At 69.3% G+C, this 25,942-nt stretch carries 23 protein-coding genes; 16 read left to right on the top strand and 7 right to left on the bottom strand.

Annotated elements, in window-relative coordinates; all coding sequences use genetic code 11:
• Window positions 1–29 precede the first annotated feature (29 nt).
• Entirely contained in the window at window positions 30–1,100 is a 1,071-nt protein-coding gene (gene sepH / locus Q4A20_RS04780; RefSeq protein ID WP_303120866.1) for a septation protein SepH, read from the bottom strand.
• A gap of 325 nt (window positions 1,101–1,425) precedes the next feature.
• Between sepH and Q4A20_RS04775 the strand changes: the two genes are divergently transcribed.
• From Q4A20_RS04775 to Q4A20_RS04760, 4 genes are read left to right on the top strand one after another with little or no spacing between them, the layout of a single operon-like run.
• Entirely contained in the window at window positions 1,426–1,731 is a 306-nt protein-coding gene (locus Q4A20_RS04775; protein ID WP_303120864.1) for a DUF4193 domain-containing protein, read from the top strand.
• A 15-nt stretch (window positions 1,732–1,746) separates the two neighbouring features.
• A complete protein-coding gene (locus Q4A20_RS04770) occupies window positions 1,747–2,439 on the top strand; it encodes a DUF3710 domain-containing protein (RefSeq protein WP_303120862.1) in 693 nt (230 codons plus the stop codon).
• On the top strand, window positions 2,436–2,723 hold the full coding sequence (locus Q4A20_RS04765) for a nucleotide-binding protein (protein ID WP_368502435.1): 288 nt from the start codon (window positions 2,436–2,438) through the stop codon (window positions 2,721–2,723). The genes Q4A20_RS04770 and Q4A20_RS04765 overlap by 4 nt, the downstream gene beginning before the upstream one ends.
• Window positions 2,720–3,403 (top strand): DUF3159 domain-containing protein, encoded by a 684-nt coding sequence (locus Q4A20_RS04760; protein ID WP_303120860.1) that lies wholly within the window; start codon window positions 2,720–2,722, stop codon window positions 3,401–3,403. Before Q4A20_RS04765 ends, Q4A20_RS04760 begins: the two co-directional genes overlap by 4 nt.
• Here Q4A20_RS04760 and Q4A20_RS04755 read toward each other — a convergent pair.
• Window positions 3,369–4,097, bottom strand: coding sequence for a TrkA family potassium uptake protein (locus Q4A20_RS04755; protein WP_303120858.1), 729 nt, complete (start codon window positions 4,095–4,097; stop codon window positions 3,369–3,371). The genes Q4A20_RS04760 and Q4A20_RS04755 overlap by 35 nt on opposite strands.
• 2 nt (window positions 4,098–4,099) lie before the next feature.
• The gene (locus tag Q4A20_RS04750) at window positions 4,100–4,723 is read right to left on the bottom strand and encodes a TrkA family potassium uptake protein (RefSeq protein WP_303120856.1); all 624 of its coding nucleotides are present in this window, start codon (window positions 4,721–4,723) and stop codon (window positions 4,100–4,102) included.
• Between the two features lie 113 nt (window positions 4,724–4,836).
• Between Q4A20_RS04750 and Q4A20_RS04745 the strand changes: the two genes are divergently transcribed.
• The 7 genes from Q4A20_RS04745 to Q4A20_RS04715 all read left to right on the top strand — a co-directional run bounded on the left by Q4A20_RS04745 (window position 4,837) and on the right by Q4A20_RS04715 (window position 17,307).
• The gene (locus Q4A20_RS04745) at window positions 4,837–6,930 is read left to right on the top strand and encodes an APC family permease (RefSeq protein WP_303120854.1); all 2,094 of its coding nucleotides are present in this window, start codon (window positions 4,837–4,839) and stop codon (window positions 6,928–6,930) included.
• A 50-nt stretch (window positions 6,931–6,980) separates the two neighbouring features.
• Entirely contained in the window at window positions 6,981–8,396 is a 1,416-nt protein-coding gene (locus Q4A20_RS04740; RefSeq protein ID WP_303120902.1) for a class I SAM-dependent RNA methyltransferase, read from the top strand.
• 182 nt (window positions 8,397–8,578) lie between these two features.
• Window positions 8,579–11,275: an aconitate hydratase AcnA gene (acnA, locus tag Q4A20_RS04735; RefSeq protein ID WP_303120900.1), complete on the top strand. Its 2,697-nt coding sequence runs from the start codon at window positions 8,579–8,581 to the stop codon at window positions 11,273–11,275.
• A 1,366-nt stretch (window positions 11,276–12,641) separates the two neighbouring features.
• Window positions 12,642–13,274 (top strand): 2-oxoacid:acceptor oxidoreductase family protein, encoded by a 633-nt coding sequence (locus Q4A20_RS04730; protein WP_303120852.1) that lies wholly within the window; start codon window positions 12,642–12,644, stop codon window positions 13,272–13,274.
• On the top strand, window positions 13,264–14,472 hold the full coding sequence (gene porA, locus Q4A20_RS04725; protein WP_303120850.1) for a pyruvate ferredoxin oxidoreductase: 1,209 nt from the start codon (window positions 13,264–13,266) through the stop codon (window positions 14,470–14,472). The genes Q4A20_RS04730 and porA overlap by 11 nt, the downstream gene beginning before the upstream one ends.
• Complete coding sequence (locus tag Q4A20_RS04720; protein WP_303120848.1) at window positions 14,469–15,602, top strand: thiamine pyrophosphate-dependent enzyme; 1,134 nt, start codon at window positions 14,469–14,471, stop codon at window positions 15,600–15,602. Before porA ends, Q4A20_RS04720 begins: the two co-directional genes overlap by 4 nt.
• 1 nt (window position 15,603) lies before the next feature.
• Complete coding sequence (locus Q4A20_RS04715) at window positions 15,604–17,307, top strand: NAD(P)-binding protein (protein ID WP_303120846.1); 1,704 nt, start codon at window positions 15,604–15,606, stop codon at window positions 17,305–17,307.
• A 16-nt stretch (window positions 17,308–17,323) separates the two neighbouring features.
• On the opposite strand, the gene Q4A20_RS04710 is transcribed toward Q4A20_RS04715, so the two are convergent.
• A complete protein-coding gene (locus Q4A20_RS04710; protein ID WP_303120844.1) occupies window positions 17,324–17,914 on the bottom strand; it encodes a YbaK/EbsC family protein in 591 nt (196 codons plus the stop codon).
• 206 nt (window positions 17,915–18,120) lie between these two features.
• On the opposite strand from Q4A20_RS04710, the gene Q4A20_RS04705 reads away from it, so the two are divergent.
• Complete coding sequence (locus Q4A20_RS04705; RefSeq protein ID WP_303120842.1) at window positions 18,121–19,575, top strand: NAD(P)/FAD-dependent oxidoreductase; 1,455 nt, start codon at window positions 18,121–18,123, stop codon at window positions 19,573–19,575.
• Between the two features lie 106 nt (window positions 19,576–19,681).
• The gene (locus tag Q4A20_RS04700; RefSeq protein WP_303120841.1) at window positions 19,682–20,140 is read left to right on the top strand and encodes a tRNA (cytidine(34)-2'-O)-methyltransferase; all 459 of its coding nucleotides are present in this window, start codon (window positions 19,682–19,684) and stop codon (window positions 20,138–20,140) included.
• Between the two features lie 8 nt (window positions 20,141–20,148).
• On the opposite strand, the gene Q4A20_RS04695 is transcribed toward Q4A20_RS04700, so the two are convergent.
• Window positions 20,149–20,898: an SDR family oxidoreductase gene (locus tag Q4A20_RS04695; protein ID WP_303120840.1), complete on the bottom strand. Its 750-nt coding sequence runs from the start codon at window positions 20,896–20,898 to the stop codon at window positions 20,149–20,151.
• Window positions 20,895–21,470 carry a YbhB/YbcL family Raf kinase inhibitor-like protein gene (locus tag Q4A20_RS04690; protein WP_303120839.1) on the bottom strand — a complete coding sequence of 192 codons (576 nt, stop codon included), beginning with the start codon at window positions 21,468–21,470 and terminating at the stop codon, window positions 20,895–20,897. Before Q4A20_RS04690 ends, Q4A20_RS04695 begins: the two co-directional genes overlap by 4 nt.
• Window positions 21,471–21,637: 167 nt before the next feature.
• On the opposite strand from Q4A20_RS04690, the gene Q4A20_RS04685 reads away from it, so the two are divergent.
• Both Q4A20_RS04685 and Q4A20_RS04680 read left to right on the top strand, forming a co-directional pair.
• Window positions 21,638–22,546 carry a hypothetical protein gene (locus tag Q4A20_RS04685; RefSeq protein ID WP_303120838.1) on the top strand — a complete coding sequence of 303 codons (909 nt, stop codon included), beginning with the start codon at window positions 21,638–21,640 and terminating at the stop codon, window positions 22,544–22,546.
• A 74-nt stretch (window positions 22,547–22,620) separates the two neighbouring features.
• Complete coding sequence (locus tag Q4A20_RS04680) at window positions 22,621–24,243, top strand: DNA polymerase Y family protein (protein ID WP_303120898.1); 1,623 nt, start codon at window positions 22,621–22,623, stop codon at window positions 24,241–24,243.
• Here the strand turns inward: Q4A20_RS04680 and Q4A20_RS04675 are convergent.
• Window positions 24,234–24,863, bottom strand: coding sequence for a phosphatase PAP2 family protein (locus Q4A20_RS04675; RefSeq protein ID WP_303120836.1), 630 nt, complete (start codon window positions 24,861–24,863; stop codon window positions 24,234–24,236). The genes Q4A20_RS04680 and Q4A20_RS04675 overlap by 10 nt on opposite strands.
• 265 nt (window positions 24,864–25,128) lie before the next feature.
• On the opposite strand from Q4A20_RS04675, the gene Q4A20_RS04670 reads away from it, so the two are divergent.
• Window positions 25,129–25,752 carry a thymidine kinase gene (locus Q4A20_RS04670; RefSeq protein WP_303120834.1) on the top strand — a complete coding sequence of 208 codons (624 nt, stop codon included), beginning with the start codon at window positions 25,129–25,131 and terminating at the stop codon, window positions 25,750–25,752.
• Window positions 25,753–25,942 lie beyond the last annotated feature (190 nt).

Below are 25,942 nucleotides of genomic sequence, written 5' to 3'. Positions count from 1 at the left end.
TCCGCGCGCCGGGGCGGCGTGGTGGGGGTCTATTCCGGTTTTGCGCCGAAGACGATCTCATCCCAGGAGGGCACGGAGCGGCGGGCGCGACGCTTGGGCTTGGGCGCTGGCGCCGCGGGCATCTCCGGAAGCGCCTCCTGAGTGGCGGAGGCGTCGCCGTCGGTCCCGCCGTCCTGCTCCCGAGCGGGTGTGGGAGTTGCGCGCAGCCTGCTGCCGGCCGGGTGATTGCCGGTGTGCGCGCGGCGACGTTCGGACATGGACACCACCTGTGCCTGGCCCTGTGCGGGAGTGTTCGCCTGAGCGTTGCCGCCGGGCTCCGACGCGGAGTCCTCCTCGGCGGGGGCGAGCGCCTCGATCCGCCGACCGCGGTTGGAGGCCAGGTCCGCCAGCAGGGCGTCGGTGGAGTCGACCGCGGACGCCGGTGTGGTCGGGGACTCAACTGCCGGGGCTGGTGTGCGCGCCGAGGCCGGCGAGGCGGAGGAGGCCGCGCCGGGGGCGGCGGAGTCCTGATCGAAAACGGTGGGGCGGCGCGCGCCTCCCGCCTCCGTCAGCCAGCGGGCCTCGTCATCCAGGGCGGAGACCGAGCGGGCCGTGAGATCCAGTTCCCAGTGTGCACGCTTGGCCTGAGCGCCCTGCACGAAGGTAAGGACGATCTGCCAGGGATCGCGCCCCTCACGTAGCGCATCCCATTCGAGGCTGTCGGGCTCGACGCCGCGCGTGGCCAGCCTGTCCATCGCCAACTCGCCCAGCACGGGGGAGTCCTTCTCCCAGCCGATCCGGCAGGCCTGAGCCTGCTGCACGGCCCACAGGCGTTCGGCGATGACCGGCCCCTCGAAACGGCGCACATGCTCCACGTCCAGGCCGGTGGCGGAGGCGACCTCTTCGGCGCTGGCGCCCGCCCGCATGAGTGCCTGCAACTCCCGGGGACGGACGGTCTGGCCGGGGGCGGGCGGAGGCGGAGTAGGGGCGAGGGCCGCGGGACGTGCACGTCTCACGGAGGCCCGCAGCGCGTCGTCGACGACGATGCTGTAGCGCTCACCGCGTGAGTCGGTCATGACAATGGTGTCGCCGTTGGCGCCCAGCAGCTCGAGTTCGATCATTGACGTGGGCCTCCTTACAGTACCCCCGCGGCCCTAGAAGGGCGGGCCGCACAAGGCTCAGCGTGCCATCTCAACCGCCCCGTGTCCGGTAGGCGGGGCCGCGTGCCACGCAGCAGCCGTTACCTGTTCGCCCACAGCCGCTGCATAAGGCCTGGTCAGCCGGTTCCCGCCGTCGCCGTGTGGTGCTATGGTGCGCGTGCCCTAGCTCAGCGGGGCGGTACGCGTTACCGATCGTTCACCGATGGGGACGTAACCGTTCCCGGCAGCGTCCGCCGCTGCCCGAGAGCCCCAACGAGAGCCGTCCACGACAGAAAGTGACGAGGCCATGGCAACCGACTACGACGCCCCGCGCAAGAATGACGACGAGCCCGAAGCCGACTCCATTGAGGAGCTCACCGCTCGCCAGAAGGACCAGTCATCGGAGGCGATTGAGGAGGATGAGAACGAAGTCGCCGAGGGCTTCGAACTCCCCGGGGCGGACCTGTCCCGGGAGGAGTTGAGCGTGCACGTCGTGCCGCAATTGGAGGACGAGTTCACCTGCTCGGAGTGCTTCCTGGTTCACCACCGGGGCTCCCTCGCCTACGTCGACGACACCACCGGCCTGCCGGTGTGCACGGACTGCGCCGGCTGACGGGAGGACAGATACATGGGCATTTTCTCCCGCCGAAGTCATGACGATGCCGGAGCCGATGCCGCCGACTCGAAGGAGCCTGAGCCGGAGGCGGCCGGCACCGGCCCCTGGGACGTGGACGCCGTGCCCGCCGCCACCGCGCCCGCCGGCCGTATCGATCTCGGTGCCCTGCGGGTCCCGGCCGTCGACGGCATGCAGATCCGCATGGAACGAGCCGGTCGGGACGCCGAGGCGTCGGCCGCCGTCCTCATTCTGGGCGGCTCCACCCTCGAACTGCGGGCCTTCGCCGCCCCCCGGACCGCCGGCATCTGGGAGGAGCTGCGCTCCGACATCACTGCCGAACTGACCCGTGCCAGGGCCACCTACGAGATCATCGGCGGGGACTACGGCCCCGAGATCCTCGCCCAGGTGCCGGTGCGCACCCCGGATGGACGCGGTGCGACCGTGGCCGCTCGCTTCATCGGCGTTGACGGGCCGCGCTGGTTCCTTCGCGGCGTACTCCAGGGGCGCGCGGCCACGGACGCCGACGCCGCCCGGCCCCTGCGAGAGGTATTCGCCGACACCGTAGTCGTGCGCGACTCGGTGGCCCGTCCTCCGCGCGAAATCCTGCCGCTGCACGCCCCCGGTGCGGCCGCCGCCCCCGCCGCTGAGGACCTGCCCGGCCTGGATCCCCTGCAGCCCGGGCCCACCATCGCCGAGGTGCGATGAGTTCGCACGGCGTCACCCCGATCAAGGATCTGACGCCGCGCAGCCACTCCCGTGTGTCTGGTGTGCTGAGTGCGGTCACCTACCGGCCCGCGGCCGTCAAACCGGTGCTGGTGGGGCGACTCGATGACGGCACGGGCTCGGTGGACCTGGTCTGGATCGGTCGGCGCGCCATCGCCGGCATCACGCCGGGCATCCGTCTGCGTGCCGAGGGCACGGTCGTGGCCGAACGCGTCCGCCCCTGCATTTACAACCCCCTGTACGAGATCCTCGGGGAGGAAGCATGAATGACCAGCCCGATGCCGCGTCGATGCCTAGGGGTGGACTCGGTGCCCTGGACGCCGAACGTTTCGACGCCGCAGCCGCCGTCGGCGGTTGGCGGGGCATTCTAGAATCCGCCGCCCCCACGCTCGTATTCGTCTGTGTACTCGCCGTACGTGCCGACGCTCTAATTCCCGCCCTGCTGGCCTCCTTGGCGGTCAGCGCCCTCGCCCTGGTGGCGCGGCTGAGCGTCCGCCAGCCGCTGACCCAGGTGCTCGGCGGCGCGGCGCTGGCCGTCATCAGCGCCCTGTGGGCCTGGCGCTCGGGCAGCGCCACCAACTTCTATGCCACCGGGCTTGTGATCAACGCCGTCTGGCTGGCGGCCACCGGCGGCTCGTTGTTGGTACGTCGGCCCCTGATCGGACTACTGCTGCGGATCTGGCACGCGGCCTCCGGTGACGAGTACGCCGACCACCCGGATGCGCGGCACCGCTACGCGCTGGGCACCGGGGTCCTGGCCGCCATGTTCGCCCTGCGCCTGGCAGTGGAAGTGCCACTGTTCCTCGCCGGCGAAGCGGCCGTTGGTGCCCTCGGCCTCGCCCGACTGCTGCTCGGCCTGCCGCTGTTCGCCCTGACCCTGTGGTTCGTATGGTTACTAGTCCAACCGGTGCTCAGGTCGGCTTCGGCCCTGTCGGCTCAGCGCTAGGACCGTCCGCCTCCACAGCGGGATCGGCTACCCCCGTGAATATCGCCGGCATTTCCTCCAGCGCCGTTTCGCCCGCCCGCGCGGTGAGGAACAGCAACTCGTCTCCCCGCTCGAAGCGGTCGCCGCGTCCGGGCCGAATCGGTCGGTAGTCCCGCAGAATCGCAGCCAGCACCGTGTGCGGCGGCAGCTTGACGGCGCTGACCGGCTCGCCGATGACGGGAGAGTCGTCAGGCAGTGTTAGTTCATGCATGAGCGCACCGGACTGGTGGAAAGTGAACACGGGCACGAGTGAGCCGACGCTGACGGCCTCCTCCACCAGGGCAGTCATGATGCGCGGGGTGGAGACGGCCACATCCACGCCCCAGGTGTCATCAAACAACCACTCGTTCTTCGGGTTGTTGACCCGCGCGACCGTACGCGGTACTCCGTATTCGGTCTTGGCCAGCAGGGAGATGACCAGATTCGCCTTGTCATCGCCGGTGGCGGATACGACGACGTCGCAGTCACCGGCGCCGGCGTCCGCCAGGGAGCCCACGTCACAGGCGTCCGCCAACTGCCAGTCCGCCTCCGGCACGGAGGCGATACGCATGGCATCGGGGGAGCGGTCCACCAGGGTGACGTCGTGGCCGTGGCTGATCAACTCGCGGGCGATGGACCGGCCCACCGAGCCGGCTCCGGCAATTAGGATCTTCATGTTCAGACCTCCTGCGTGGGCGGACGGGACAGGGCACGCTGTACGACGGGCAACTGCTGGATGGTGGCCGCCAGATGCAGGCGGTCGTGCTCCTGAATGATGGTGCTCGTTCGCGGTATCACGGCCCCCGAGCCCCGGGAGATCCAGGCGACTCGCACTTGGAGCCGCTCCTCCAAGGAGCCGACCGTCGTACCGACCCAGGCGGCGGACAGGTCGGGCTGGACCAGTCCCGCGGCGCCGGAGGGATCCATGAACTCCCGCGCCGTCCCGCCGGGGAGCAGGCGGCGCATCATGTGCTCGGCGGTCTGGCGTACCGTCGCCACGGTGGGAATGCCCAGCCGCTCATAGACGTCGGCACGGGTCGGGTCGTAGATGCGGGCGACCACGTGTTCAACACCGAATAACTCGCGGGCGACCCGCGCGGCGATGATGTTGGAATTGTCCCCGTTGGACACGGCGGCGAAGGCGTAGGCCTCGTCGATTCCCGCCTGCTCCAGCGCGTCCCGGTCGAAGCCGATACCCTTGACCTTGCGCCCGTTGAAGGTGGCCGGCAGTCGCCGGAAGGCGTCGGAGTTCTGGTCAACGACGGCCACCGAATGACCCATGCGATCCAACTGGGATGCCATGGAGGCTCCTACTCGACCGCAGCCCATGATGACGAAGTGCACGGAATCAACGGTACTCCGTCAACGGGCGGCAGGCTTGGCCCAGGCGTGAGGCGGACGTAGCATCGTCGTTCGTGCGCGACTTCGCCGACCGCGTCAAGCGGCTTCTCCTAGGTCGCCCGGTGCCCGGCCGGGCCCCGGGCAAGGCCCTGCTCCCGAAGCGGATCGCTCTGCCGGTCTTCGCCACCGCCACCCTGTCAAGTGTCGGCTACGTCCCCGACGAGATTCTGATCACCCTGGCGGTGGCCGGCTTGGCCGCCACCTCGCTCTCCCCCTGGGTCGCACTGGCCGTGGTGAGTGTGCTCGTCGTGGTAGTCGCGGCCTACCGGCAGACCGTGCGCGCCTACCCCACCGGCGGCGGCGACTACGAGGTGGTCTCCACCAATCTCGGCCACCGTACGGGGCTCGTGACCGCCTCCGCGCTGCTGAGTGATTACGTGCTCACCGTGGCCGTGTCCATATCCTCAGGTGCCGGCTACCTGATCGCCGCCGTCCCCGCCCTGGCCCCTCACAAGGTGGGCATCGGGGTGGGGATCGCCACGCTTCTGGCACTGGTCAACCTGCGTGGCGGCCAGCGCACCCGCGGAGTCCTGGCCCTGCCCGCCTACCTCTACATGGGGGCCATCGGGATCATGGTGCTGGTCGGCGTCATTCAAGAACTGACCGGCACACTTGGGCAGGCGTCCTCAGCCGCGTACGAGTTGGCCGCTCACCCCGGCTGGGATCAGGGACTTACGGGGCTGGCAGGCGCCCTGCTCATCCTGCGGGCATTCTCCTCCGGCTGTGCCGCCCTGACCGGCGTGGACGGCGTTGCCGTCGACGTGACCGGGCTGCGCCGTCCCAAGTCCAAGAACGCCGCCACCACCCTGCTGCTGCTCGGGATCATCACCGCCGCCATGCTCATGAGCGTGGTGCACTTGGCCTCCGCCGTCGGTGTGCGCATGGTCGGCAACCCCGCAACCGACCTACTCACCGACAGTACCCCCGTCGGCGATGGCTACCGGCAGGATCCGGTGATCGTGCAGGTCGCCGCCACCGTGTTCGCCGACTTCCGGCCCATGTTCTACCTGGTCACGGTGACAACCGGCCTGATTCTGGTGCTGGCCGCCAACCGGGCCTTCCACGGATTCCCGGCGCTGGCCGGCGTACTTGGACGTGAGGCGTACCTGCCGCGTCAACTCGCCGAGCGCGGCGACGGGCCGGTCCGCACGAGCGGCGTCATCGTGGCCTGGGCGGGTGCAGCAGCGTTCATGATCGCCTTCCAGGCCAACACCAGCCGGTTGATCCAGCTGTATGTCGTGGGTCTGTTCATTTCCCTCACACTCTCCCAGATGGGCATGGTGTGCCACTGGAACCGGGCGCTGTCCACCGCCACGGATCCGGGTGCCCGCCGCCGGATGCGCCGTTCGCGTATCGTCAACGGCATCGGCGTGGTCTCCACCGGTGCCGTGCTGGCGACCGTCCTACTGACCATGCTCACCCGCGGCGCCTGGATCACGCTGACCATCATGGCGGCCCTATACCTGGTGATGAAAGCCATCCGCCGTCACTACCGCCACGTCAACGAGGACCTTGCCGTCGCCGACCTGCACGACACGCGCCTGCTGCCTGTGCACGTCCACGCCATCGTCCCGGTGTCCAGACTGCACCGGCTCGCCCTGCGTACCCTGACATACGCCCTGTCCACCCACCCGACCTACATTGAGGCCGTCACCGCGGACATCGGTGACGGCGCCGCCGAGCGACTGTTGAGCGACTGGGAGGAGGCCGGGCTGCAGGTCCCGCTTACCGTGCTGGACTCGCCATCGCGCGACAGTGCCCGTGCGATCGTCTCCTACGTGCGCAGCGTGCGGCGTGAATCCCCCCAAGACCTGGTAGTCGTCCTCCTGCCCGAGTACCTGGTGCGCCACTGGTGGGAACAGGCCCTGCACAACCGTACCGAGCTGCGTGTGAGGGCCGCCCTGCGGCTCACCCCGGGGGTCGTGGTGGCATCGGTTCCCTGGCAACTGGGCCGGCCCGGCCATCATGGCATTCGCGGCACGGCCCCACGGAACATCACGGATGCCGACGACGCCGTCCGGCACGCGGCCGACCGTCGACCGACCTCCGCGTACCCTCATCACCGCCCGACCCCGACCGCCCCACCGACGTCTCAGGAGAATGCATGAGCCCCCGCCGCCGCAGTGTCCCGCCGAGGCCGCCCGCCACCACTCCCGCGATGCCGGAGTACCTCACCCTCGCCGTCGGCGCCCCCGCCCACGGCGGCCACTGCGTTGCGCGTCCCGTCGACGACCCATCCGGGCGCGTAGTCTTCGTCCGCCACGCTCTGCCGGGCGAGACCGTGCGGGCCGTGATGACGGAGAAGAATGCCAAGCTTTGGCGCGCCGACGCGGTTGAGATCCTGACTCCTTCGCCGGACCGCGTGCGTCCGGTCTGGGAGGAGGCCGGCCCCGGGGGAGTGGGAGGCGGAGAACTGTCCCATGTCGCCCTGCCGGCACAGCGCACCTGGAAGCGGTGGGTGCTGGCTGACTGCCTACGCCGCATCGGTGGTGGAGAGGTCGTCGAGGCCGTAGCGGCCCTGCCCGGCGCCACGGGAAGTGCCGTGCCGATCGAGCCCATGCCGGGGGATGCGGCCGCCGAGGCCGACCCCGACCCGCGCGTGCGCGCCCGTGCCGGTACCGGCACCCGCACTCGAGTGTCCCTGACCGTCACCGATGGGGGCGAGGCCGGCATGCACGGATTCCGCAGCGGCACCGTTCTGCCCGTACGCGGCCTGCCACTGGCGGTGCGTTCCATCCAGGATCTGGGACTCACCGAACGCGCCCTGTGGCGCAAGCACTTCCGGCCCGGCATGCGCGTGAATGCCGTTGCACCATCCGAAGGCGATCCGCTGGTCCTGCTGGAGGATCCGGATGATCCCAGTCGGACCACCACGGTGCTGACCGGCTCCGGTCGCTCCACGGGTCGCCGGCGGGTCGGCGAGGTCGTCAATGCCTCCGGCCTCGGTCTGGGACTACTGCGCTACTCGGTGCACGCCGACGGCTTCTGGCAGGCTCACCGGCAGGCCCCTGCCGTACTTGTTGACCGGGTGGTGCGTGCCGCGCTCGCCGAAGAGCCGACCGCCTCCGGTACCCGCCCCGGTGACGCCCCGCTTGACCCCGCGCGCACAGGCGGCATTCGCGTGCTCGAGCTGTACTCCGGGGCCGGCCTGTTCACCTTGCCGCTCGTAGCCCTAACTGGCGCGGTGCACTCCCTGGAGGGAGACACGCGCGCCGTCGGTGACGCCCGTCGCACCCTGCACGACTATGCCGATGCGGAGCTGGCCGCCGGTCGTGTCACCCCGGAGGCGGTCTCCCGGTTGGGGCACTTCACCGCCGGCGACGCTGCCACGGGGAGGAACGCCGACGTCGTGGTCCTCGACCCGCCGCGGCGGGGTGCGGGCCGCGGAATAATCCAAGCCGTGGCCGCCTTGACTCCCCGCCGGGTGGTCATGGTCGCCTGCGACCCGGCCGCACTGGCCCGTGACCTGGGCGCCTTCCTGAAAGCCGGTTATCGGCCGGTCGCCATGAGCGCCCTGGACATGTTCCCCCACACCCACCACTTCGAGACCATCGCGGTGCTGGAGCGCAGCTGAGCCGCACGCCCGGGACGCCGGCCCGTTTTCGTCACTCACGTGTGGCGTATGCCGTGGCGCTCGGGAGGCGGTGCGGCCCGTGTTGACACCGCATGAAGCCTGGTCCGCTACCGTGATCAGCAGCCAATCCCGCCTCAGCGCATCCCGTGCGCCGCCGCGCACTAGCAGGAACAGGAATGAACTTGACCAGTCTCGACACCTTCAACGCCCGCACCATCCTCGACGTGGACGGGCGCCCCTATGAGATCTACCGGCTCGACGCCGTCGCCGGTCTGGAGCCCCTTCCCTACGCCCTGAAGGTACTGGCGGAGAACCTGCTGCGCACCGAGGACGGCGCCAACGTCACCGCCGACCACGTGCGCGCCCTGGCCTCCTGGGATCCCACCGCCGAGCCCGACACCGAGATCCAGTTCACCCCGGCGCGGGTGGTCATGCAGGACTTCACCGGCGTGCCCTGCATCGTGGACCTGGCCACTATGCGTGAGGCGGTGGCGGACCTGGGGGGTGACCCGGAGGTCATCAACCCGCTGGCCCCCGCGGAGATGGTCATCGACCACTCCGTCCAGATCGACTCCTTCGGCCTGACCAGCTCCCTGGAGCGCAACAAGGAGCGCGAGTACGAGCGCAACGCTGAGCGCTACCAGTTCCTGCGCTGGGGGCAGGGGGCGCTGGCGAACTTCCGGGTGGTCCCCCCGGGTACCGGCATCGTGCACCAGGTCAACATCGAGTACCTTGCCCGCACCGTCTTCACTCGGGAGATCACGGGGGCCGACGGCGCTCCCGTCACCCAGGCCTATCCGGACACCTGCGTGGGCACAGACTCTCACACCACCATGGTCAACGGCCTGGGCGTGCTCGGCTGGGGAGTGGGCGGCATTGAGGCGGAGGCCGCCATGCTCGGCCAGCCGGTATCCATGTTGATCCCGCGCGTGGTCGGTTTCAAACTCTCCGGGTCCATCCCCGCCGGGGCCACCGCCACGGATGTGGTGCTCACCATTACCCAGATGCTGCGCGCGCACGGCGTGGTCGGCAAGATCGTGGAGTTCTACGGCGAGGGTGTGGCCGCGGTGCCGCTGGCCAACCGAGCCACCATCGGCAATATGAGCCCCGAGTTCGGCTCCACCGCGGCGATCTTCCCCATCGACGACGTCACCCTGGACTACCTGCGCCTGACGGGCCGTTCCGAGGAGAACATCCGCCTGGTTGAGGAGTACACCAAGACGCAGGGCCTGTGGCACGATCCGTCCCGGCAGGCGACCTACTCCGAGTACCTCGAGTTGGACCTGTCCACCGTGGTGCCCTCCATCGCCGGCCCCAAGCGCCCCCAGGACCGCATTGAGCTGTCCGACTCGAAGGCCTCCTTCGAGAAGACCCTGCCGACGTACGCCGCCGAGGCCCACAAGCCCACACCGGTGGCGCTCGCGGACGGCACGCAGGTCACCCTCGATCACGGTCATGTGGCCATCGCCTCGATCACCTCCTGCACCAACACCTCCAACCCGTCGGTGATGGTGGCGGCCGGGCTGCTGGCCCGCAACGCCGTCGCCAAGGGACTGCGCTCCAAGCCGTGGGTGAAGACCTCAACCGCCCCCGGCTCCCAGGTGGTTACGGACTATTACGAGAAGGCCGGGCTGTGGCCCGCTCTGAACACGCTGGGCTTCAACGTGGTCGGCTACGGCTGCGCCACCTGCATCGGAAACTCCGGGCCGTTGCCCGCCGAGGTGTCGGCGGCTGTCAACGATGCTGACCTGGCGGTCGTGTCGGTGCTGTCCGGCAACCGCAACTTCGAGGGGCGCATCAACCCCGACGTGAAGATGAACTACCTGGCCTCCCCGCCGCTGGTGATCGCCTACGCCCTGGCCGGCACCATGGACTTCGACTTCGCCACCGAGCCTCTGGGCCAGGACGATGAGGGGCGGGACGTGTTCCTGGCCGACATCTGGCCGGACCCCACCGAGGTGCAGGCCGTCATCGACGCGACCATCGACCGGGAGATGTACACCCGCGACTACGCCGACGTCTTCACCGGCGATGCGCGCTGGCAGGGCCTGGACACCCCCACCGGTGAGACCTTCACCTGGGACGAGGACTCCACCTACGTGCGCAAGGCCCCCTTCTTCGAGGGCCTGACCATGGAGCTGACCCCCGTGGAGGATGTGACCGGTGCTCGTGTGCTCGCTCTGCTGGGTGACTCGGTTACCACCGACCACATCTCCCCGGCCGGCGCCATTAAGGCTGACTCCCCGGCCGGCCGTTACCTGGCCGCCCACGGGGTGGCGCGCAAGGACTTCAACTCCTATGGCTCGCGCCGCGGCAACCACGAGGTCATGATCCGCGGCACCTTCGCCAACATTCGGCTGCGCAACCAGCTGCTCGACGGGGTGGAGGGCGGATACACCCGCAACTTCCTCACCGGCCAGACCGAATCGATCTTCGACGCCTCCCAGGCCTACCAGGCCGCGGGTGTGCCGCTGGTGGTGCTGGGCGGCAAGGAGTACGGCTCCGGCTCCTCACGCGACTGGGCGGCCAAGGGCACGGCGCTGCTGGGGGTCAAGGCGGTCATCGCCGAGTCCTTCGAGCGCATCCACCGCTCCAACCTGATCGGCATGGGCGTGGTGCCGCTGCAGTTCCCCGTCGGCGAGTCGGCGGCCTCACTGGGTCTGGACGGCACCGAGAGCTTCTCGATCACCGGCCTGACGGCCCTGAATGAGGGCGTCACCCCCCGCACGGTGACGGTCACCGCCCGGCGTGCCGACGGCGGCGAGGTCACCTTCGAGGCGGCCGTGCGCATCGACACTCCCGGCGAGGCGGACTACTTCCGCAACGGCGGCATCCTGCAGTACGTGCTGCGGGGCCTGGCTCGCGGCGACCAGCGGTAGGACTCGGCCCGCCCGCCACAGTCCCGGTTTTCAGCGGAGGGTGCACCGGCGTCCACAGGCGTGTTTCATGCCAGGTGCCGCGGGCGCTCTCCACACCCCCGCAGCGCACATTTCGCGATTGCGTCAGTATCTTGCCTGTCTCGGTGCTTGGCCGACTCAGTTCGGGCAGACCGAATACCGGTGTCACTGGCGCGGATGAGGTGCGCGAAGGGAGAGGAGACGACAATGGATGAGGTATGGGGAGCGGGCTGGAGTCCGCTTGGGCGCTCCCAATCGTGTGCCTGCGGGCTCCGGTCGTCCGCCTGCGCCTCGTACGGGAATGCGGATTGAGGCGTGTGAGATAGGGTGGAAGTACGTGACCCTGGCTCACGAGGATAGCGCTGGGGCGGACAGTGTAGGGCCGGCATGGATCGGCGTGACTCGTGGTGGTGGAGCGGCCTGCGACCAGGTGGCGCGGCTAACGAGTTCGCCAGGAGCAAACGCGATAAGGAATCGTTACGACATCCCAGATGCACACCGGGGGCCGCACCCGGGGGCGCGGTTGTTGGCCCGTGCTTGGCGATGGGGTTGTGCGCTGCGCCTGTTAGGGGTCTGCCACGCCACTTAGCGGTTTACCGAACATCTTCAGGGCAGGTGGGGGCTGTGGAGTTGGTCGCGCTGGGGTTGGGTTACAAGGATGGGGACCGGCAGCTGACACGACCCGCATCGCGCCCGAAGCCTCAGGTCAGGGCGTCCCAGCCGTGGGTCAGGGCGTGGCCCCTCGCCCGCCACATCCACCGGCCGCACCTGCACAGCCGACGCGTAGTTCCCGCATGTGCACGCGGAGAAGTCGCGGTTGCCTCGCCGTGCCGGTGGCTCCGTGCAGAATCCTCCGGGCCGGTCGCTCTCGCCGCGCACCGTCAATTACGTAAATACAACGTTGCCTTTCTGGTGCGGTCACGCGGTTTTCGGCGTGTCGAGCAATATTGCGATAGGCGCGAGCAGTGTGAGCCCGGCTTGCCTCGCTCTCCCTGTGGTAGGCCCTGGCTGGATACGCCACTGAGGGCGGTCCGATGAGCTCGAATCCGCCTGCTTGACCGCGGGACCGGCCGGCCAACACTACCGGATCGGCTCCCCGTAACGGCGGAGACATGCGGTTGCCTCGCTTCCGCTACCGGGCGCGTCCGGAAGTCGACGGCGGCGGCGAGGCCGCCGGGGGAGCCGCTTATCGGGCGTCCGCGACACCTGCGTGTGTACATGGAATTGACCGGACAAAAAACACTCCTTATGAGATTCCGTGTGTGAGTGTGTTCACGGTTCGGACTGGGTGTCATAAAGTCGGTGATGAGTGAGCACGACGCCGACCGGCGTCGGGCGAGGAGGCCCGATGTTCCAGATACGTATCCACGGCCGCGGTGGTCAAGGGGTGGTGACCGCGGCGGACCTGCTGGCGTACGCCGCCTTCAAGGAGGAACGCCATGCCCAGGCCTTCCCGTCCTTCGGCTCCGAGCGTACGGGAGCACCGGTGGTCTCCTACTGCCGCATCGACACCCGTCCGATACGCACCCATGAACCCGTGCTCACGCCGGATGCGGTAATCGTCCAGGATCCCACCCTGCTGGGCGCCATTGATGTCTTCGGGGGCTTGCGCACGGGCGGCTATGCACTCATCAACTCCTCGCGGCGCTTCGCCACTTTCGACCTGGACCCTGACACCGTCGCCGCTGTCCCTCCGGCACACCGTCTCACCGTGCCGGCCACGGATCTGGCCATGGAACATCTGGGGCGTCCCCTGCCCAACGCCGTCCTGCTGGGGGCCTTCACCGCCGTCACCGATGTGCTCGGCATCGAGTCCGTCTGTGCCGCCATCGCGGACCGCTTCCCGGGAACGGTGGGTGAGCGCAATATCGCCGCCGCCCGGGCCGCCCACAGGATCGTTGCGGACAAACTGGCCCGCAAGCTCTCCGGGGCTGATCCCCGGGCCGGCTACAACCACGAGGAGGAGACCGGTGCTGCGTGAGATCGAGGGGTCGAAGGCGGTGGCGGCCGCTGTGGCCGCCTGCCGCCCGGGCGTGGTGTGCGCCTACCCCATCTCGCCTCAGACGCACATCGTGGAAGAGCTCTCCCGGCTGGTCAAGGTGGGGGAGCTGAGCAGCGAGTACGTCAATGTCGAGTCCGAGTTCGCCGCTCAGTCGGTAGCCATCGGTGCCAGTGCCGTGGGTGCCCGTGCCTACACAGCCACCGCCTCGCAGGGCCTGCTGTTCATGGCGGAGGCAGTTTACAACGCGGCCGGCCTGGGGCTGCCCATTGTCATGACCGTGGCCAACCGGGCCATCGGCGCTCCCATCAACATCTGGAACGATCAGTCCGACACCATGAGCCAGCGCGATTGCGGTTGGCTCCAGCTCTTCGCAGCGGATAACCAGGAAGCCGCGGACCTGCATGTCCAGGCCTTCCGTATCGCCGAGGAGCTGAGCCTGCCGGTGATGGTCTGCATGGATGGTTTCGTGCTGACTCATGCTGTGGAGCGTGTGGATGTGCCCGAGCAGGACCAGGTGGACGCCTTCCTGCCCCCGTTCCATCCGGTCCAATCCCTCGACCCGGATGATCCCATGACCATTGGCGCGATGGTGGGGCCCGAGGCCTTCACCGAGGTCCGCTATCTGGCGCACCACAAGCAGCAGGCCGCGATCGAGGTGATTGAAAGGGTGGGACGGGAGTTCGCCGAGTCCTTCGGCCGGGACTCCGGAGGGCTCCTCCACACCTATCGCACGCAGGGGGCCGAAACCGTGGTGGTAGCCCTGGGATCGGTGACCGGAACGGTCAAGGACGTCATTGACACCCTGTGGGACGACGGCGTGGCGGTCGGGCTGGTGTCACTGACCTCATTCCGGCCCTTCCCGGAGGCCGCCATGGCACGTGCACTGGCCGGGGCCAAACGGGTGGTGAGCCTGGAACGGGCCTTCTCGCCGGGGCGTGGCGGCGTCGTCGAGGAGGACCTGCGCCGGGTCCTGTGGGACCGCGCCGGCGAGGTTGCCCTGGCCACGGTGGCCGCGGGTCTGGGCGGGCGCGAGATCACCTCGGCGTCCCTGGCAGAGGTCCTGCGCCGTGCAGATCGCGGCGAGCTCGCCCCGCTGGAGTTCCTGGACCTGGATGAGGAGGCCATCGCCGCCCACCTGGCGGCTGTCGGCCCGCGTACGGAAGGAGCCGCACCATGACTACCACAACGCCATCCACTACCGCCCCGCCATCACCGGCAGCGGGGAATCGGGTGCGCTTCTACCAGGTGGGCTCCTTCGCGGTGGGCAATCGACTCCTGCCGGAGGTCCATTCCCTACAGTCCAGCCGGGAGCGGCACAACTCGCTCACCTCCGGGCACCGCGCCTGCCAGGGCTGCGGAGAGGCACTGGGAGCCCGCTACGTGCTCGATGCCGCCACGGCGGCCGCCGAGGACGCCGGCGGCCGCGTGGTCACCGTCAACGCCACCGGCTGCCTGGAGGTCTTCTCCTCGCCCTATCCCGAGTCCGCCTGGCGCCTGCCCTGGCTCCACTCCCTGTTCGGCAACGCCCCCGCCGTCGCCACCGGTGTGGCCACAGGGCTCAAAGCTCTGGGACGCGAGGACATCCGGGTGGTCGCCCAGGGCGGCGACGGCGGCACCGTGGACATCGGTTTCGGCTGCCTGTCGGGGATGTTCGAACGCGGAGACGACGTCCTGTACGTCTGCTACGACAACGAGGCCTACATGAACACCGGGGTTCAGCGTTCGGGAGCCACTCCGCCGGCGGCCCGTACCGCCACCACCCAGGCGGTGGGGGAGGCGCCGGGCAATGTATTCGGCCAGGGCAAGGACGTGCCCCGCATCGCCATGGCCCACGAGATTCCCTACGTGGCCACGGCCACTGTCGCGGACCTGCACGATCTGGAACGCAAGGTCGCCTACGCCATGGGCCTGCACGGCCCTCGGTATATCCACGTGTTCGTTCCCTGCCCCCTGGGCTGGGGAACGAAGTCCTCGCACACCGTGCGCATCGCCCGCTTGGCGGTCGAATCGGGGCTGTTCCCCGTCTTCGAGGCCGAGCATGGTGAGGTCACCGGGGTCAGCCACATTCGCCGTCAGGTTCCGGTGGAGGACTATCTCGTGCTCCAGCGCCGCTACGCCCACCTGTTCCGCCCCACCCGGGATGAACAGACCATCAGTCGCATCCAGGCCCTCGCCGACCGCAATATCCGCCGCTACGGTCTGCTGAACCGGACCGACCTGCCGCCGGTCCTGAATGACAAGGCCACCGGCCTCGTCTCCACCCTGGGTGCACGCGCCGACCTCAACGATGCCCCCGAGGAGGACTGACATGACTGCTGTTTCTACGCCTGAAACCGCACCCGGAGGGGGCGGTGGGGGAAAGCTCCGTCCCTTCGCCATCACCCTGGATACGGCCTCCTCCCTGGTCAACAAGACCGGTGCCTGGCGGGTGGAGCGTCCCGTGTATCGCGACTTCCTGCCGCCCTGCAACGATGCCTGTCCCGCCGGGGAGAACGTTCAGAAGTGGCTCTACAACGCCGAGGATGGCTCATATGAGCGGGCCTGGCGCACCATCATGCGCGACAACCCGCTGCCCGCCGTCATGGGACGTGTGTGCTACCACCCCTGCGAGACCGCCTGCAATCGCGGCCAGGTTGACGAGGCGGTCGGCATAAACGCCGTCGAGCGCTTCCTGGGCGACCAGGCGCTGCGCCAGGGGTGGATGCCCGACCCGTGCGAGCCGGATACCGGTAAGCGCGTACTCGTGGTGGGCGCCGGCCCGGCCGGTCTGAGCGCCGCCTATCAGCTGCGCCGCCGCGGCCACGCCGTCATCATCCGCGACGCTGCCCCCAAGGCCGGCGGCATGATGCGTTACGGCATCCCCGCCTATCGCCTGCCCCGGGATGTGCTCGATGCCGAGATCGCCCGCATTGAGGCCATGGGGGTCCGTTTCATCCTGGACAGCAGGGTGGATCGCATCGCACCGGAACTGTCTTCCGGCGAGTTCGACGCCGTGTTCCTGGCCATCGGCGCCCAGGTCGGCCGACGCGCCTACATCCCGGCCGGTGATACCGCCCGCATCCTCGACGCGGTCACCATGCTCAAGGACGTGGCGGGCGCAGGTGAGGCCGACGGCGTGCCGGTAGGCGACCAACTCATGCTGGGCCGCCGCGTGGTGGTCTACGGCGGCGGCAACACCGCGGTCGACGCAGCCCGCACTGCCAGGCGTCTGGGCGCTGAGGAGGCGATTATCGTCTACCGGCGCACCCGCGAGCGCATGCCCGCCCACGACTCCGAAGTGGTCGAGGCCCTGGAGGAGGGCATCCAGATGCGGTGGCTGTCCACCGTTCAACACGCCGCCGCCGGACAGCTGCGCATCGAGAAGATGGAACTGGACGAGACCGGTTTCCCACAGCCCACCGGTGAATTCGAGGATCTGGCCGCCGACTCGCTGGTCCTGGCCCTGGGCCAGGAGTCCGACCTGGGACTGGTTGACGGGGTGTCAGGGTTGACGATCAAGGATGGCGTGGTGCAGGTAGATGAGCAGTTCATGACCGGCCACCCGGGCTTGTTCGCAGGCGGTGACATGGTGCCCTCCCAGCGCACCGTCACGGTGGGAATCGGGCACGGCAAGCAGGCCGCCCGTGCCATAGATGCCTACCTGCGCGGTGAGGTCTACCGGCACCCGGTCCGCCCCCGGCTCGCCGACATCGGCGCCATTAACTCCTGGTACTACTCCGACGCCCCGCAGCAGGTGCGCGAGCGGCTGGAGGGGGCCCGCCGCTCCCAGACCTTCGACGAGGTGGTCCAGGGCCTCGGCGCGGATGACGCGCTGTTCGAGGCGCGGCGCTGCATGAGTTGCGGCAACTGCTTCGAGTGTGACAACTGCTACGGGGTGTGCCCGGACAATGCCGTCATCAAGCTGGAGCCGGGGCGGCGCTACGCCTTCAACTACGACTACTGCAAGGGCTGCGGAATCTGTGTGGAGGAGTGCCCCTGCGGTGCCATCGAGATGGTCCCGGAGTTGAGCTGAAGCGCTTTGACCGGTTTCAGGCGGGGGTCACGCCCAGGCCCTCGATCACCTCGGCGCCGGGCAGTGCGGCCAGCAGGGCTCCGGGAACCAGCAGCTTGGAGTGGCGCACGCCCGAGCCGATGAGCACCGTGTCCCGTGCCGCCACCTGTGCGTCGATCAGCAACCGCCACTGCGTGGGCAGGCCTACCGGAGTAATGCCGCCGTAGGCCATGCCGGAGAGTTCCACGGCCTGCTCCATGGGCAGGAAGGAGGCCTTGCGCACGTCGAGCAGGTTCTTTACCAGGTGGTTGACGTCGGCGAAGTCGTTCGCCCGCACCACGCAGGCGGCCACGCGCCGCTCGCCGGTGCGCTTACCAGCAACCAGTACGCAGTTGCCGGTGGCCTCCGGATTCAACGAGTACTCAGCGCTGAGTGCATCCGTATCCGACAGGGCCGGATCGATCTCCACCACCTGCGCCGCAGCGGCCAGGTCCCGTCCCGGCGGGGTGTCGGCGAGGGCCTGGAGTGCGGCGGCGACGGGCGGGGCGAGCAGGTCCGTGCGCTTCAGGGCGGACTGCCAGCCGAGTGTCTGGGCGAAGACGGTGGCGGGTTCACGCAACTCGGACATACGGACAACCTCTCAGTCCTGGATGGTGGTTCCGGGCGGCGGACGGGGCCGGCGCTGGAAGGGATTTCGCGAAGAGTCTACGGCGCCGTCACCTCGCAGCGGTGACCGTGGTCGCCAAGCGTCATCCGCATTGGGAATGAACTGCGCCATGCGCGGCGTTGCCACCTGCGACAACTACAGACCGAGGCAGGACCGAGGAGAACTTAATGGACGACATCGCCGTCACCGCATCCCCGCAAGTTGAGGAAGTCGACCTCCTGGTAGTAGGAGGGGGCAAGGCCGGCAAGTCGCTCGCCATGGCGCGTGCCCGCAAGGGTGATACCGTCGTCATGGTTGAGCGCGACAAGGTCGGCGGCACCTGCATCAACGTCGCCTGCATACCCACCAAGACGCTGATCTCCTCCGCGCGTGTTCTGCATCAGGTGCGGGGTGCGGCCGCCTACGGCGTGGCTCTGCCCGAGTTAGGCGCCGATGACTCCAGCTCCCGCGACGACACCGCGCTGCTGAACCGCGCCCACATCGATCTGGCCGCACTGCGGGCCCGCAAGGAGAAGGTCGTGGGCGGCATGGTTGCGGCGCACGAGACCATGTTCACCGACTCCGGCATGGACTTCGTGCGCGGCGCCGCGCGCTTCGTAGCCCCGCGTACCGTGGAGATCACCACCGCCGACGGCGCCGCGCGCAGGGTGCGGGGGCGGCGCGTCCTGATCAACACCGGTACCACCCCGACCGTCCCCGCCATTCCGGGCCTGGTCGACACCCCCTACTGGACCAGCGAGGACCTGCTCACCCTGCCCGAACTGCCCGGGCATCTGCTCATCCTCGGCGGCGGTGTCATCGGTGTGGAGATGGCCTCCCTGATGGGGCTGCTGGGTGTACCCGTCACGCTGCTCCATTCCGGGGACCACGTGCTGAACCGGGAGGATGCCGATGTCGCCGCGGAGATCGCGGCCGGGCTGGAGGGACTCGGCGTGGAGATCCTCACCGGCGCCCGTGTGAGCGGCGTGCGCTCCGCGGCCCGCTCGGGGCCGGTGGTGGTGCGCACCGAGGACGGCCGCGAGGCCACCGGCTCGCACCTTCTGGTGGCTCTGGGGCGCACCCCCGTCACTGCCGGCCTGGGCCTGGAGAAGGCCGGGGTGGAACTGACCGAGCGGGGATTCGTGTGCGTCGACGACCACCTGCGCACCACCGCCGACGGCGTCTACGCCGCCGGGGACGTGGCCGGCACCCCCATGTTCACCCACGCCTCCTGGAACGACTTCCGCGTGCTGCGGGACCTACTGGATGGACGCGAGGTCACCACTGCCGGCCGCATCATTCCCTGGACCGTGTTCACCACCCCGGAACTCGGGCACGTGGGCCTCACCGAGGCCCAGGCGCGGGCCACCGGGCACAAGGTGCGCGTCGCCAAGACCCCTACCGCCGCCGTTCCCCGCGCTAAGACCCTGGGTGCCACAACCGGGTTCTACAAGGTGATTGTCGACGCCGACACCGACCGGATCCTCGGCGCAGCCATCATCGGTGACAGCGCCGGCGAGGTCATCACCGCCGTCCAACTCGCCATGCTCGCCGACATGCCCTTCCAGCAGCTGCGCGACGCCCCCATCTCCCACCCGACCATGGGGGAGGGGCTCAACGTCGTCCTGGACGCGCTCGGCTGACCCACACCGAGAGCCACTACGGACCCGCCTGCTACGCGCCCACTGCGACAGGCCCACTGCCCCGTCGGCGCCGGGATGCCGATGGGGCAGTGGCAGGATGGCCCGCGTGCTTCACGTCGTCTTCTTCGAGCCCCGCATCCCGGGCAATTCCGGTGCCGCCATCCGCCTGAGCGCCAACACCGGGGCCATGCTGCACCTGGTGGACCCCCTGTTCGACATGGACGACGCCAAGTTGCGTCGTGCCGGCCTTGACTACCACGACCTGGCCCGTACACGCGTGCACGCCACCTGGGAGGATTGCCTGAAACAACTGCCCGGGCGCATCTTCGCTTTCACCGCCCACACCACCACCTTGTATACCGACATCTCCTGGCAGGAGGATGACGCCCTGCTCTTCGGTCCCGAGCCCACCGGCCTGCCCGAGCCGATCATGGACCACTCGCGCATCACCGGCCGCGTGCGCATCCCCATGCTTCCCGGCAGCCGCTCGCTCAACCTGGCCAACTCCGCCGCCATCGGTCTTTATGAGGCCTGGCGCAGCCTCGGCTTCCCCGGCGCCGGCTGACAGGCGCCTCAGAGCATCCGGCCGGGGCGGAGTGACAGGTCCTCGACGACGGCATCCAGCGGCATATCAACCGCCACCCTCACCGACGCGGCCACCGACTGCGCCGTCATATGATCCGCGGCGCGGTAGGGACGCCCCGCCCCGCCGTCGGCGGCGCCCTCCACCATGGAGGCATTCTTGTGGTGCAGGCGCCGCTGCATCGGGGTGTCCACGCGTCCGGGATAGATCGTGGTGACGCGCACACGGCCGCGTTCCTCCTCGCGCAAACCGTCGGCGAATGCCCGCAGCGCGTGCTTGGAGGCGCAGTAGAGGGTCTGCCCCGGCCATACGCGCAGCCCTCCGCCGGAGTTGATAAGAACCACGAGCCCGCGCGCCCCGCGTAACGGGTCCAGCAGCAGGCGGGTCAGATGCGCCGGGGCGACCACATTCAAATCCAGTACCCTCCGCCACTGCTCGGCAGTTAGCTCGGCCAGTGCGGCAGCGGACTCCATGCCGGCCGAGTGCACGAGCACGTCGAGCCTCTCCAGGCCCAGGTCCTCTACCGCGGTGGCCACGGCCGCGTCATCGGTAAGGTCCAAGGGCAGGTTCCTGACCGAGGCGGCGTGGGCGGCTCTGAGCGCGCCGGCGCACGACTCCAGGTTCTCGGCGCTGCGCGCCACGAGAACCAGATCATGGTCCCGGGCCAGATCGCGGCATACCGCCAGGCCGATGCCGGAAGTGGCTCCCGTGACCAGTGCGAGCGGGCGTCGGGAATTCACTGCGGATCCCGGAGGAAGGGGGCGACGCCGGGCTCGCCCGGCTGGGAATAGGTGACCGTCAGCAACGCCCTGGCAATGGCGTGGAAGGAGCACTGAGCGGCCACGGTCGTCGCCGAGGCGTCGTCGTCCAGGCCGAGAGTGTCCACGTCCAGGGCGTGCACGGCGAAGATGTAGCGGTGGTCGCCGTCGCCCGCCGGCGGGTAGGGGCCGGACCAGGCGTGCGTGCCCGAGTCGTTGACGGCGTGGAAGGCGGCACCGTCAAGGCGGAGGTCGGATTCTCCCACGCCCTGCGCCAGGGAGGTGACTGATACGTCCAGGTCCTGCACCGTCCAGTGCCACCATCCGGCCGGAGAGGGGGCATCCGGGTCGAAGCAGGAGACCACGAACGAACGGGTGTCGGCCGGGAATCCCGACCAGTGCAGCTCGGGGGAGATGTTGTCGTGTACCGCGGTGAAGCAGTCGGGCATGCGCTCACCGTCCACGAGGTCGGCGGAGGCCAACGTGAAGGCGGGAAGCGTGGGAAGAGAGTCGTAGGGGAAGGGCGGGCGAGGGCGGGTCAGATCTGCGGCCATGGCGGAGCTCCTCGGAATCGGGCGATGACCGGTCGGACTGGCGACCGGGCTGATACCAACCACTGTAGACGTTGACCCCGAGGCGATACGTGTCAGAGAGGACGGCTATTCTTGCAACAATGGATCGAACGGGTGTTCGATATGCTTGCTGTTGGAGGAGGACAGTCATGGGGCAGGCTCGTCGTAGCGCCCGGGCGCTCGCAATTGCGTCGCGCGCGGATCGTCTTGCCGCTGCCCGCGCCGCCCTCGCCCGGGCCGAGGACCATGCCGGTCTTCGTGGCCGAGAGGCCGGGCGGGTCGCTCACGTGTTCGCCGGCACCGAGCGGGGCGTGCGCGTAGACGGCGCCACCGCGCTCGCGGCCCCGGTGCCGGCGCCAGGAGAGCCCGCGGTCGACTCGCTCCTGCCGGTGGGCGCCGAGGCCGCCGGCGTGGTTGCTCTGACCGGGTCCGTGGGGGCGCTTCTCGCCCTGGCCGCTCTCCGCCAGAGCCGAACGGGCTGGTGCGGTGTCATCGGCTGTGAGGGGTTGGGGTGGTGCGCCGCGGCCGAGGCCGGCATGGATCTTTCCCGGGTGCTCGCAGTCCCCGCCGCAGACCTGCCGCCCGATCTGCTCACCGCCGCCTTCGGAGCCCTGCTGGACGGCGTAAGCGTCCTTCTCATCTCCGCAACAGCCGCATCCCGGCTACGGCCCCGCGACCGGCGCACTGCCCTGGCCCGAGCCCGTGAGCGCCATTGCCTGATCCTCACCCCCTTCCCCTGGGAGGGGGCGCGTGTCCTGACCGCATCCCCGCTGCGCCTGCAAGCGGGAGACGACCCGGCCTCGGGCGTCATTCCCCTGGGTAGCCGTACGCAGGCGGAGGGGCCGCGGGAGTTGACGGAGGGCTACCTGCAACGCCTGACCTGGACCCTCCACAGCCCTCACCGCCCCGGGCGGGTCCGCCTGGTGTTCGACGCCGCGGGTGCGCATCTGACCACCGCAGCTCCCGAAGCACCTGCCGTTCCGGCCCCCATGCCGCGACCGCAGCTGGTCGTCGTCGGCGGGGCGGATGTGCGTGAGTCCCAGGAGAAGACTGCGTGATCCCCTTCGCCCCCGCCGTTAACAGCTCCGGTCCGGAGCCGGCTCCGGACCCCTGCGAACCGCGGCTCATCGCTGTGTGGACTCCGGACTGGCCCGTCGTCGCCCTGACTCTGGAGGCCCGTCGCCCCGATGCACCCGATCCGGCGCTGGCACCCGTCGCCGTGGTGGGTGGACGAGGCGTAATCGCGGCCTCGGCGCCGGCCCGTGCGCTAGGCATCACCCGGGGCATGCGACTGCGCGTGGCCCGGTCGCTGTGTCCCGGGCTCATTGTTCTGTGCCCGCATCCCGACCGTGAGGCGCGGGCCTATGAGACAGTCATGGAGGCTCTTTCCGAGCTTCTCGCCGATCCGCTCGTCGCCCGCCCCGGGTTGGCGCTGTCCACCGTCCGCGGCGCCGCCCGGTGGGCGGGCGGGGAGGAGCCACTGGCCGCCGCACTGGTCGATGTCGTGGCCGCCGGCCCGGGGGTCGAGTGTCAGGTCGGCATCGCCGACTCCCTCCTGGGCGCCATCCTCGCCGCCCGCCGAGGCGTCATCGTCCCACCCGGAGCCACGCCCGACTTCCTCGCCCCCCAACCATTGGGAAGCCTGCTGCACGCCTTGACCACTCAGCGGGGACGCCAAGAGGCTCACCCCTTCCTGGAGGACTTCGCCCGGCTCGGTCTGCGCCATCTGGGCGACCTGGCCGCGCTGCCCCGCCGCGACGTCGCCGCACGCTTCGGGCCCGCGGGGGAGCGCCTGCACCGCCTCGCCTCGGGACGTTGGGAGACCCTGCCGCGGGTGGCCCGTCCCGCCGCCGACGTAGCCGCGCAGACCCTGCTGGATCCGCCCCTTGAGCGTGCGGATACCGCGGCCTGGGCGGCGCGCTCTCTGGCGGAGCAATTATCCGGGCGCCTCATCTCCCTGGGAATGTCTGCCGCACAGCTCCGCGTGGAGGTGCGATGCGAGAACGGGGCTGAACTGGGCCGCTCCTGGCTGCTCGGTGCCGCGCCCTCGCCCGCCGAGATCACCGACCGTGTGCGCTGGCAACTGGAGGGGTGGCTGGCCGGCCGTTCCGGGCGGCCTCCCGCCGCGCCCCTGACTCGCCTGCGCCTGCTCGCCCTAGGTCTTAGCCCGGCGGGATCCGCCCAGGCCGGTCTGTGGAGTGCTCCCGGGGAGCAGGCCGAGCGCCGAGCGCATCGCGCCGCCGGACGTGTCGAAGCGCTCCTGGGTGTCGGTGGTCTGTATGTTCCCCGGCCGCATCCCGGGCGGGATCCGCGTTCACGAATCGACCTCGTCGGCTGGGGGGAGAGTACCGCGCAGGCTCCGGGCACGGCCCCCTGGAACGGTGCGCTGCCGGCCCCTTCACCCGCCCTCGTGCCCCCCGAGCCGCTGCCCGCGCAGCTCCTGGATGAGGGTGGGCGGGACGTCGGAGTCGACTCGCAGGGCCAGTTGAATGCCGCTCCGGTGGACGTGGCCGTGGAATGCTCCGATGAGGAGGATGCGGCGTCACGATGGGGTGCGGGCTGGGACGCTGAATCGGGGAACCGGTCGACGCGGAGGCGGGTTCTGTTCTGGGCCGGGCCCTGGCCCGTCGATGAGCACTGGTGGCGTCCCGGGGGTGCGTCTCGACGTGCCTACCTGCAAGTCGTCACCGATACCGGCCCGCCCCTGCTGCTCGCCCGTTCGGGCCGCTGGTGGGTCGACGGCGTCTATTCCTGAGAAATGCGGGGGTGACCTCCCGGTGCTCGCGGCCCGAGTCCCGCCGGGAGGGCGGGGGGACGACGATTAACCGTCAGGGCTGTGACGCCGACTGCGCATAGCCACGCCAGAGCGATGGCCCAGCCGGCTAGTACGTCGGTCAGCCAGTGATAGGCGAGGTACACACGTGACAGACCCACCAGTGCAATGACCGTACAGGCCGCCGCGGTCGCCAGTGCCTTGCGCGCCGGCGCCATCGCGGAGAACAGTACGAAGCCCGCCAGCACACCCATGAAGACCCCGGTGTTGAACGCATGGCCGGACGGAAAGGACCAGGAGGATGCGGGCTGTCCCAGCAGCAGAGAGGTTGAGGGCCGTGAGCGGGCAAAAAGGAGCTTCAGCAGCACGGTGAGCAGCGAGGATCCGATCATGGCCCCGGCCAGCACCAGGGCATGGCGTCGCTGGCCGCGCAGGAGGAAAAACCCGCAAGCGAGCACCGTGAGCGCCGTCAACCCGAGTGTTCCGCCCAAGTGTGTGAACGTCCACGCCACCGCCGTGACGAGTCCGTGGCGCAGGCTCACTGCCCAGGTTGTGACTGCGGGATCGTAGGCGGCCAAGGATCCTCCGAACTCGGTGCTCACCGCGAGCCATACGAACACTGACAATGCCGCCGTCGCCGTGAGGGTGAGATGTGGTCGGAGGTCCCGCCGCGGGGCGACCGTGATTTGCTGCATGAGGCAGGAGCCTATAAGCCGACCCTGGGTGCGGCCTGTGGTCGGTGAGTGTCGGCGCCAGGGGAAAGCCCGCCCGGTAGCATCTGGGCGGACCGGCTCCTATCCCACGTGGGGGAGCCGGGGGTTGCGGAGAGGGCTCGCGCCCCGCTCCGGGAGAGGAAACAGGACATCTATGGCCAAGCTCTACTTCCGCTACGGCGCCATGAACTCGGGCAAGACCACGGGATTGCTCCAGACCGCCTACAACTACGAGGAGCGGGGTCAGCGGGTGCTCCTGGTAAAGGCCGCGATAGATACCAAGGGTGACGATACCGTCGTCTCCCGCCTGGGCATGACCCGACGCGTCGACCTGCTGGTCACAGCCACTGACGATGTGCGCGCCCTGGTGCGACGCTCCGCCCTGGGGGAGCGCGCCGTCGACCCGCAGGCCTGCGCGCGGGAGACGGTTGATTGCGTGCTGGTCGACGAGGCGCAGTTCCTAACCCCGGCGCAGGTAGACCAACTTATGGAGATCGTGCTGCTTGACGATGTTCCCGTGCTGGCCTATGGGATCCGTACGGATTTCCGCACCGTGAGCTTCCCCGGATCGCGGCGTCTGCTGGAGATCGCCCACTCCCTGGAGGAGTTGAAGACGATCTGTCGTTGCGGACGCAAGGCCGTTTTCAATGCCCGGAAGGTGGGCGATGCATTCGTGTTCGACGGCGATCAGGTGGCCATCGAAGGCCTTGATGTCACCTACGAGTCCCTGTGCGGCAAGTGCTACCTGGGTGCCGGGGGCGTACTGCCGGGGGAGTGAGGGTCTTGGGCGGGCACTTGGCCGCGCCGCGTGGTGCCGGGGCGGGTCGAACCAATGCGGGGCCGGTTGAAGCGGCTTGCTGGGTGCTGAGAGAGATGCGAGAAATGTGATGCACATCTCGCAAGCGGGGGAGCGTTAAGGACTATGAGGGGCGAATTCGTGTCGGACTCTCGCGCTACTGTGTACATAT

The organism is Actinomyces sp. (assembly GCF_030530635.1).
In the GTDB taxonomy this organism is placed as follows: domain Bacteria; phylum Actinomycetota; class Actinomycetes; order Actinomycetales; family Actinomycetaceae; genus Actinomyces.
Note: the sequence above shows the minus strand (reverse complement) of the source record. Positions and strands in the feature narration are given on the sequence as shown.

Coding starts and splice junctions, on each gene's coding strand:
- sepH (WP_303120866.1), bottom strand. CDS start 1,100: ATGATCGAACTCGAGCTGCTGGGCGCCAACGGCGACACCATTGTCATG.
- Q4A20_RS04775 (WP_303120864.1), top strand. CDS start 1,426: ATGGCAACCGACTACGACGCCCCGCGCAAGAATGACGACGAGCCCGAA.
- Q4A20_RS04770 (WP_303120862.1), top strand. CDS start 1,747: ATGGGCATTTTCTCCCGCCGAAGTCATGACGATGCCGGAGCCGATGCC.
- Q4A20_RS04765 (WP_368502435.1), top strand. CDS start 2,436: ATGAGTTCGCACGGCGTCACCCCGATCAAGGATCTGACGCCGCGCAGC.
- Q4A20_RS04760 (WP_303120860.1), top strand. CDS start 2,720: ATGAATGACCAGCCCGATGCCGCGTCGATGCCTAGGGGTGGACTCGGT.
- Q4A20_RS04755 (WP_303120858.1), bottom strand. CDS start 4,097: ATGAAGATCCTAATTGCCGGAGCCGGCTCGGTGGGCCGGTCCATCGCC.
- Q4A20_RS04750 (WP_303120856.1), bottom strand. CDS start 4,723: ATGGCATCCCAGTTGGATCGCATGGGTCATTCGGTGGCCGTCGTTGAC.
- Q4A20_RS04740 (WP_303120902.1), top strand. CDS start 6,981: ATGCCGGAGTACCTCACCCTCGCCGTCGGCGCCCCCGCCCACGGCGGC.
- Q4A20_RS04730 (WP_303120852.1), top strand. CDS start 12,642: ATGTTCCAGATACGTATCCACGGCCGCGGTGGTCAAGGGGTGGTGACC.
- Q4A20_RS04720 (WP_303120848.1), top strand. CDS start 14,469: ATGACTACCACAACGCCATCCACTACCGCCCCGCCATCACCGGCAGCG.
- Q4A20_RS04715 (WP_303120846.1), top strand. CDS start 15,604: ATGACTGCTGTTTCTACGCCTGAAACCGCACCCGGAGGGGGCGGTGGG.
- Q4A20_RS04710 (WP_303120844.1), bottom strand. CDS start 17,914: ATGTCCGAGTTGCGTGAACCCGCCACCGTCTTCGCCCAGACACTCGGC.
- Q4A20_RS04705 (WP_303120842.1), top strand. CDS start 18,121: ATGGACGACATCGCCGTCACCGCATCCCCGCAAGTTGAGGAAGTCGAC.
- Q4A20_RS04690 (WP_303120839.1), bottom strand. CDS start 21,470: ATGGCCGCAGATCTGACCCGCCCTCGCCCGCCCTTCCCCTACGACTCT.
- Q4A20_RS04685 (WP_303120838.1), top strand. CDS start 21,638: ATGGGGCAGGCTCGTCGTAGCGCCCGGGCGCTCGCAATTGCGTCGCGC.
- Q4A20_RS04670 (WP_303120834.1), top strand. CDS start 25,129: ATGGCCAAGCTCTACTTCCGCTACGGCGCCATGAACTCGGGCAAGACC.